Below are 6,033 nucleotides of genomic sequence, written 5' to 3' on the forward strand. Positions count from 1 at the left end.
TCGCCTGCGTCGTCCGCCGATATGCCGGCCGGTTCCGACACGGCGAAGGAGCCGGCGCCGGCCACGGTCGACCAGCAGGCCGCGCCGGCCATGCCGGCGCCGGCCATCATCTCGACGAGCACGTCGTCGTAAGCACGCGGGCCCGGCTCTCGCGCGACCGCATGCCGGGCGCACGGGAGCCGCCGGGTCCGCTGCGCGACGCACGTCGCAAGTTTGACGGGTGTTGGTCCCATCCCCGAGGCCAACACCTCTTTTTGCCTGACGAGGGTACAAGGAGGCCTCAATCATGAGGATCTTTTTGGTCGCTCTGCTGCTGTACGGCACGCAAGCCGCCGCGCAGTCGGTTTTCCAGAATCCTGGGGTGTTTGTCATCCTGAGCGAGCAGAACCTCGCGAACGCCGCGAGCGTCCAGCAGGCGCTGACGACACTCGGCCGCCCGGACAACACCGGATGCATGCCGATGATGATGGTCGGCGACCCGCAGATGATTTACATGATGCCGGAGGAAGGGCACGCACCGTCGTGGCAATCGCCGGTGTACGGCCGCGGCGCGCCGTTCGAAGCGCAGAGCGGGCCGGTTCCGACCGGCAAGACGGTCGGCGCGATGCAGCACACCGAGGACATGCGGACGCAGCCGTGGAGCGACAGCAGCGCGATCACGCAGAAGATCGCGGGCGAGTCGAACCTGTCCGCGTCGGCGCAGGTCAGCGACTGGCAGCGCAACGGGCTGAACACGATCGAGACGGCGTCCGCGACGGAGGTGACGGTCAACGGCAGGACCTACCGCACCTATCGCGAAGACCTCAACCAGGCCGCGCGACCCGCCGTCGAACCGCAGATCTACACGCAGCGCGTCGTGTTCTGCCGATAACGAACTTTCCCGAGCGGACACGCCGGCAGCGCGGCGCGTGGGCAGGAAGGCCTGCCACGCACCGATTCGCGCCGCGCTCCGCCAGACAACCCTACGCGGCGAGGCCATCGTGAACCATTACTGCCCGATCAGACTGTCAGGCCCCCAAGGGGGCGAACGGGCCGCATGCATGCCGCCGTTCGTCGCGTTCCGGCGTCCCCATACCGTGCTGTCGCGCCCGCTCGTGTATCTGTCGCAGCATCCCGATGCGGGGCTCATCGCCTGTCTCGCATCGCGCGGCTGGGACGTGTGGCGTGCGAAATCCGTTGCGGACGCACTCAACCTCGTCAAGGCGAACCGCCTGCACGCGGGCATCGTCGATTTCGACGACTTCGCGCCCCCCGACGTCGCCTCGTTCGAGGCGCTGCTGCGCGACCCGCGTATCGGCTGGGTCGCGCTCGCCGACGACGAGCAGCTGCGCGACGCCACCGTCGCGCGCATGATTCGCCAGTGCTGCTTCGACTATGTGTGCAATGCGACGGCCTGCACGACGATCGGCTATCTAGTCGGCCATGCGTACGGGATGCTGAAACTGGTGGAAAGCGAACCGGCCGTCGATGCCGCGCCGCCCGGCGGTGCGATGATCGGCGCATGCGGCGCGATGCGCCGCCTGTTCGCGACGATCCGCAAGGTCGCGAACACCGAGGCCGCCGTGTTCATCACCGGCGAATCCGGGACCGGCAAGGAGTTGACCGCGGCGGCGATCCACCAGCATTCGTCGCGCGCCGACGCGCCGTTCATCGCCGTGAATTGCGCGGCCATCCCGCCGACGCTGCTGCAGGCCGAGCTGTTCGGCCATGAACGCGGCGCGTTCACCGGCGCGCACCAGCGCAAGATCGGCCGCATCGAGGCCGCGCACGGCGGCACGCTGTTTCTCGACGAAATCGGCGACATGCCGTTCGAGAGCCAGGCGAGCCTGCTGCGGTTCCTGCAGGAGGGCAAGATCGAGCGGCTCGGCGGGCGCGTGTCGATTCCGGTGGACGTGCGGATCGTGTCCGCGACGCATGTCGATCTCGAGGCCGCGCTGCAGGCGGGGCGGTTCCGTGCGGACCTGTATTACCGCCTGTGTGTGCTGCGCATCGACGAGCCGCCGCTGCGCGCGCGCGGCCGCGACATCATGCTGCTCGCCGACCACGTGCTGCGGCGCTATCGCGACGACGGCTCGCACCGGATTCGCGGCTTCATGCCGTGCGCGATCGAGGCGATCCACAACTACGCGTGGCCGGGCAACGTGCGCGAACTGATCAACCGGATCCGCTTCGCGGTCGTGATGACCAACGGCCCGCTGATCTCGGCCGTCGATCTCGAGCTGAGCCAATACACGTCGCACCGGCCGCCGACGCTCGCCGAGGCGCGCCGGCAGGCCGAGCGCCAGACGATCGAGGAAACGCTGTTGCGGCATCGGCACCAGCATGCCGACGTCGCGGCGGAACTCGGGATTTCGCGCGCGACGCTGTACCGCCTGATGATCGCGCACGGCCTGCACGGCTGACGGCGGTTGCGCCCGCGCGGCGCGGCGCCGCGCAGGCGCCGGCCCGCCAGCCCGTAAGCCCGTGACGTCAGGCCGGCCGTTCGAAGCCCGATTCGACCCAGCGCGCGGCGCTGGCCTTGTTGAGCTTGAACCCGGCGGACACCTTCGCGTCGGCCAGCAGCTCACCGTACGGGTCGAACGCTTTCAATTGCGCATACGGCTCGAACTCGTCCGGCACGATGTCGAGCGTCACCGACACATCCTGCCCGTCGTTGTCCTGCACCGTCACTTCCTTGTGCAGCATCGCGCGGCGCTGCTGCTCGTGACGCATCAGCACCTCGGTCGCGGTCTTCACCAGCGTGCGGAACGCGTTCGCGTCCATCGGCTTCGGGTTCTTCTTGTCGCGGCCCATCGTCCACGGGCCGACCAGCGCGGGCTCGGCTTCGCCGTCCTTGATCATCTCGACGGCCCAGCCATCGTCGTCCTCGTTCTTGATGATGCGGGCGGTCCAGCCGTTGTCGTGCCAGAGGCCGTCCTGGTGGATGGTGGTGTCGTCGGATTGCAGATCGGATTCGGTCATGGAGGAAGCGCGGCGAACGGGCGGGGCGCGCGGCCGGGAGCGGCGCGCTGCCCGCGGCCGGTCGCCCGGAGTGGCATGCAAAGGCCGCAATTTTACCCCGCGGGCCGGCCGTGCGGCCCGCGTCGCCCGCAATGTCGGCCATCCGGCCGACTCAGGCAGCCGCCGAATGGCCGGACCGGCGCAAATATCAAACTCGTATTACGTTCCCGCAGGCCAATCTATACACCGTCCGATATCCCGGCCGCGCGCCGCTTCCTAGAATGACGTTCGGGATAAAAATATCTCGAACGTCATTCAACGCCGATCCGGCCGCGCGCGCATTCCGCGCCGCGCGGCCCGGCGAACCTTCTGGAACTGCGCATGGGGAAATTCAGTATTCGCACTGTTTTCGCGTACGACTGGCCGCTGACGCTCGCGGGCATGGAGCACATTGCCGGCGACGCGTGCGCGATCGATCTCGTCGGCGTCTCCCGGACCCCGGGCGAATTGGTCGACGCGCTCGGCCGCATCGACTGCGACATCGTGCTGGTCGACTATGCGATCGGTCAGGACGCGCAGATGGACGGCCTCGCGCTGTTCGACTGGCTGCGCCGCTCGCGCCCGAACGTCGGCATCGTCGCGCTGGTCGGGAACGAGAATCCGGTGATCTTCCGCTCGATCCTCGCGCAAGGCGGCGCGAGCCTCGTCAGCAAGTTCGACGACGTCGGCCACATCGTCACCGCGATCCATTCGAGCTACAGCGGCGGGCGCTACCTGTCGCCGCTCGTCCGGCGCGCGCTCGAGGCGCTCGCCGAACACGACCAGCCGCCGGTGAAGCTGTCGACGCGCGAAATCGAGGTGATTCGCCTCTATCTGGCCGGCGTGCCGATCAAGACGATCGCGCAGCGGCTGAACAAGGGGAAGCAGACGGTCAGCGCGCAGAAGATCAGCGCGATGAAGAAACTCGGCGTGACCAACGACATCGAGCTGGTCCAGCGGGCGGCCGGGCTGGGGTTCGGCGGCGCCGGGGGCGCGAGCCAGCCGGTCGGCGCGGGGTAGGCGCGAAAGCAGCGCGGGCCGGGCTCGGGCCGGCACCGCGCGGCGCCGGCCCGTCAGGTGGAGTCCGCCGGAATCGATGGATTCGGCGGAATTCCGCCGAATCCGGCGATGTCAGGCCGGCAATGCGAATCGCGTGACCGCGTCGCGCAGCGCTTCGGCCTGATCGCGCAGCGAATGCGCGGCGGCCGCGGCTTGCTCGACGAGCGCCGCGTTCTGCTGCGTGACCTGATCCATCTCTCCCACCGCCCGGTTGACCTGCTCGATCCCCGCGCTCTGCTCGCGCGACGCATGGCTGATCTCGTCGAGGATTTCATTCACGCGCCGCACCGACTGCACGATCTCGGCCATCGTCTCGCCCGCGTGCGTGACGAGCGTCGCGCCGTGCTCGACGGTTTCGTTCGACGACACGATCAGCGACTTGATCTCCTTCGCGGCCGTCGCCGAGCGTTGCGCGAGCGAGCGCACCTCGGCAGCGACCACCGCGAAGCCGCGGCCCTGTTCGCCCGCGCGCGCCGCCTCGACGGCCGCGTTCAGCGCGAGGATGTTGGTCTGGAACGCGATCCCGTCGATCACGCCGATGATGTCGCCGATCTTGTGCGAGCGGTCGGTGATTTCGTTCATCGTGCGCACGACATTGTCGACCACTTCGCTGCCGCGCGACGCGACCTGCGCGGCCTGGTCGGCAAGTGTCGCGGCCTGGGCGGCGCTGTCCGCGTTCTGCTTCACGTTCGCGGTCATCTGGTCCATGCTCGACGCGGTCTGCACGAGCGCGGCTGCCTGTTCCTCGGTGCGCTGCGACAGGTCGGTGTTGCCCGACGCGATCTCGCTCGCGCCGACGTTGATGTTCTCCGTGCCCATCCGCACGCGCGCCACCATGTCGATCAGCCCGCTCTGCATCGTATGCAGTGCATGCAGCAGGCTGCCGCGGTCGTCATGTTTGACGTTCACGCGCGCGGTCAGGTCGCCCTGTGCGATCCGCTGCGCGGCGTCGAGCGCGACCTCGAGCTCGCCGCCGAGGTTCGCGCGCACGCTTTTCAGCACCAGCACCATCACGGCGGTCGCGATCGCGCCGAGCACGGCCGTCATCGCGAACCAGCGGCCGACGCTCGCGAGCACCGCCGAACGCACGTCGTCCATGTACATGCCGGTCACGAGATACCAGTCCCACGGCGCGAAGCGCTGCACCGCGCTGGTCTTGTCCTGCGGCTTGTCGGCGCCCGGCTTCGGCCACAGATACTCGACGAAGCCCTTGCCGCCTTCCGCGTTGCCGGCCTTCACGATCTCGACGAACAGGTGCTTGCCGTTCGGATCCGCGAAATTCGACACGTCCTTGCCGTTGAGGTCGGTCTTGATCGGATGCATCACGATCACCGGCTTCGAGTCGTTGACCGAGATGTAGCCGTCGGTGCCGTGGCGCATCGCGGCGATCGCCTCGAGCGCCTTCTGCTTCGCGTCGGCTTCCGGCAACGCGTTCTGTTGCGACAGCTTGTAGTAGTGGTCGGTCACGCTCGTGGCCTGCGCGACGAGCGACGCCAGCTGGTCGCGGCGGTCCGTGATCATCGACGCGCGTGTCTGCCACGCGCCGACGCCGGCGATCACGAGCAGGCCGAGCCACAGGATGACGATCATCGAGGCGAGTTTCTGGTTCAGGGAAAGGGTGCGCATGGGTAGTGAGGTCGGTCGGTCGAACGAGCGCGCCGGAACGGCGTGACGGGATAAGTCATTGACGGCGCGCCACGAGCCTGGCCGTAGGCGGGAAATCCCTTAGAAACGGCAGCCGCTCGATACCAGCGAGCGCGGTGCGGTCATCTATGCATATACATATTCGCCGTCGCTATACTGTCGGGCGATGACGGTGGCGTGTCGTGCCCGGACGGTCGGGCTCAGGCGGCGGCGTCGAACGAACCTGAAAGGAGGCAACGATGCGAATCCTGGTGGTGGGGGCCGGCGCGGTCGGCGGATACTTCGGCGGCCGGCTCGCGGCGGCGGGGCGCGACGTGACGTTCCTGGTGCGCGACGGCCGCGCGGCCGCGG

6 protein-coding genes are annotated in these 6,033 nt (G+C 68.3%); 4 read left to right on the forward strand and 2 right to left on the reverse strand.

Annotated features, from left to right (window positions below; genetic code table 11):
* Positions 1 to 286: 286 nt before the first annotated feature.
* Positions 287 to 871: a hypothetical protein gene (locus F3J14_RS32985; protein ID WP_166726473.1), complete on the forward strand. Its 585-nt coding sequence runs from the start codon at positions 287 to 289 to the stop codon at positions 869 to 871.
* 169 nt (positions 872 to 1,040) lie between these two features.
* Positions 1,041 to 2,402: a sigma-54 dependent transcriptional regulator gene (locus F3J14_RS32990; protein WP_168736399.1), complete on the forward strand. Its 1,362-nt coding sequence runs from the start codon at positions 1,041 to 1,043 to the stop codon at positions 2,400 to 2,402.
* A gap of 67 nt (positions 2,403 to 2,469) precedes the next feature.
* Here the strand turns inward: F3J14_RS32990 and F3J14_RS32995 are convergent, their stop codons facing one another.
* Complete coding sequence (locus F3J14_RS32995) at positions 2,470 to 2,961, reverse strand: hypothetical protein (protein WP_166726475.1); 492 nt, start codon at positions 2,959 to 2,961, stop codon at positions 2,470 to 2,472.
* A 360-nt stretch (positions 2,962 to 3,321) separates the two neighbouring features.
* Here F3J14_RS32995 and F3J14_RS33000 point away from each other — a divergent pair, with 360 nt between their 5' ends.
* Positions 3,322 to 3,999, forward strand: a complete 678-nt coding sequence (locus tag F3J14_RS33000; protein WP_166726476.1) for a response regulator transcription factor — start codon at positions 3,322 to 3,324, stop codon at positions 3,997 to 3,999.
* Positions 4,000 to 4,110: 111 nt separating this feature from the next.
* Here F3J14_RS33000 and F3J14_RS33005 read toward each other — a convergent pair whose 3' ends face one another.
* Positions 4,111 to 5,664 carry a methyl-accepting chemotaxis protein gene (locus F3J14_RS33005; RefSeq protein WP_166726477.1) on the reverse strand — a complete coding sequence of 518 codons (1,554 nt, stop codon included), beginning with the start codon at positions 5,662 to 5,664 and terminating at the stop codon, positions 4,111 to 4,113.
* Between the two features lie 257 nt (positions 5,665 to 5,921).
* On the opposite strand from F3J14_RS33005, the gene F3J14_RS33010 reads away from it, so the two are divergent.
* A partial coding sequence (locus F3J14_RS33010) for a 2-dehydropantoate 2-reductase N-terminal domain-containing protein (protein ID WP_282100787.1) occupies positions 5,922 to 6,033 on the forward strand: 112 nt, incomplete at its 3' end.

The organism is Burkholderia sp. Tr-862 (assembly GCF_011753085.1).
In the GTDB taxonomy this organism is placed as follows: domain Bacteria; phylum Pseudomonadota; class Gammaproteobacteria; order Burkholderiales; family Burkholderiaceae; genus Burkholderia; species Burkholderia ambifaria.

Bases quoted from the DNA above. Each gene is read 5' to 3' on its own strand.
- F3J14_RS32985 (WP_166726473.1), top strand. From the start codon at position 287: ATGAGGATCTTTTTGGTCGCTCTGCTGCTGTACGGCACGCAAGCCGCC.
- F3J14_RS32990 (WP_168736399.1), top strand. From the start codon at position 1,041: ATGCCGCCGTTCGTCGCGTTCCGGCGTCCCCATACCGTGCTGTCGCGC.
- F3J14_RS32995 (WP_166726475.1), bottom strand. From the start codon at position 2,961: ATGACCGAATCCGATCTGCAATCCGACGACACCACCATCCACCAGGAC.
- F3J14_RS33000 (WP_166726476.1), top strand. From the start codon at position 3,322: ATGGGGAAATTCAGTATTCGCACTGTTTTCGCGTACGACTGGCCGCTG.
- F3J14_RS33005 (WP_166726477.1), bottom strand. From the start codon at position 5,664: ATGCGCACCCTTTCCCTGAACCAGAAACTCGCCTCGATGATCGTCATC.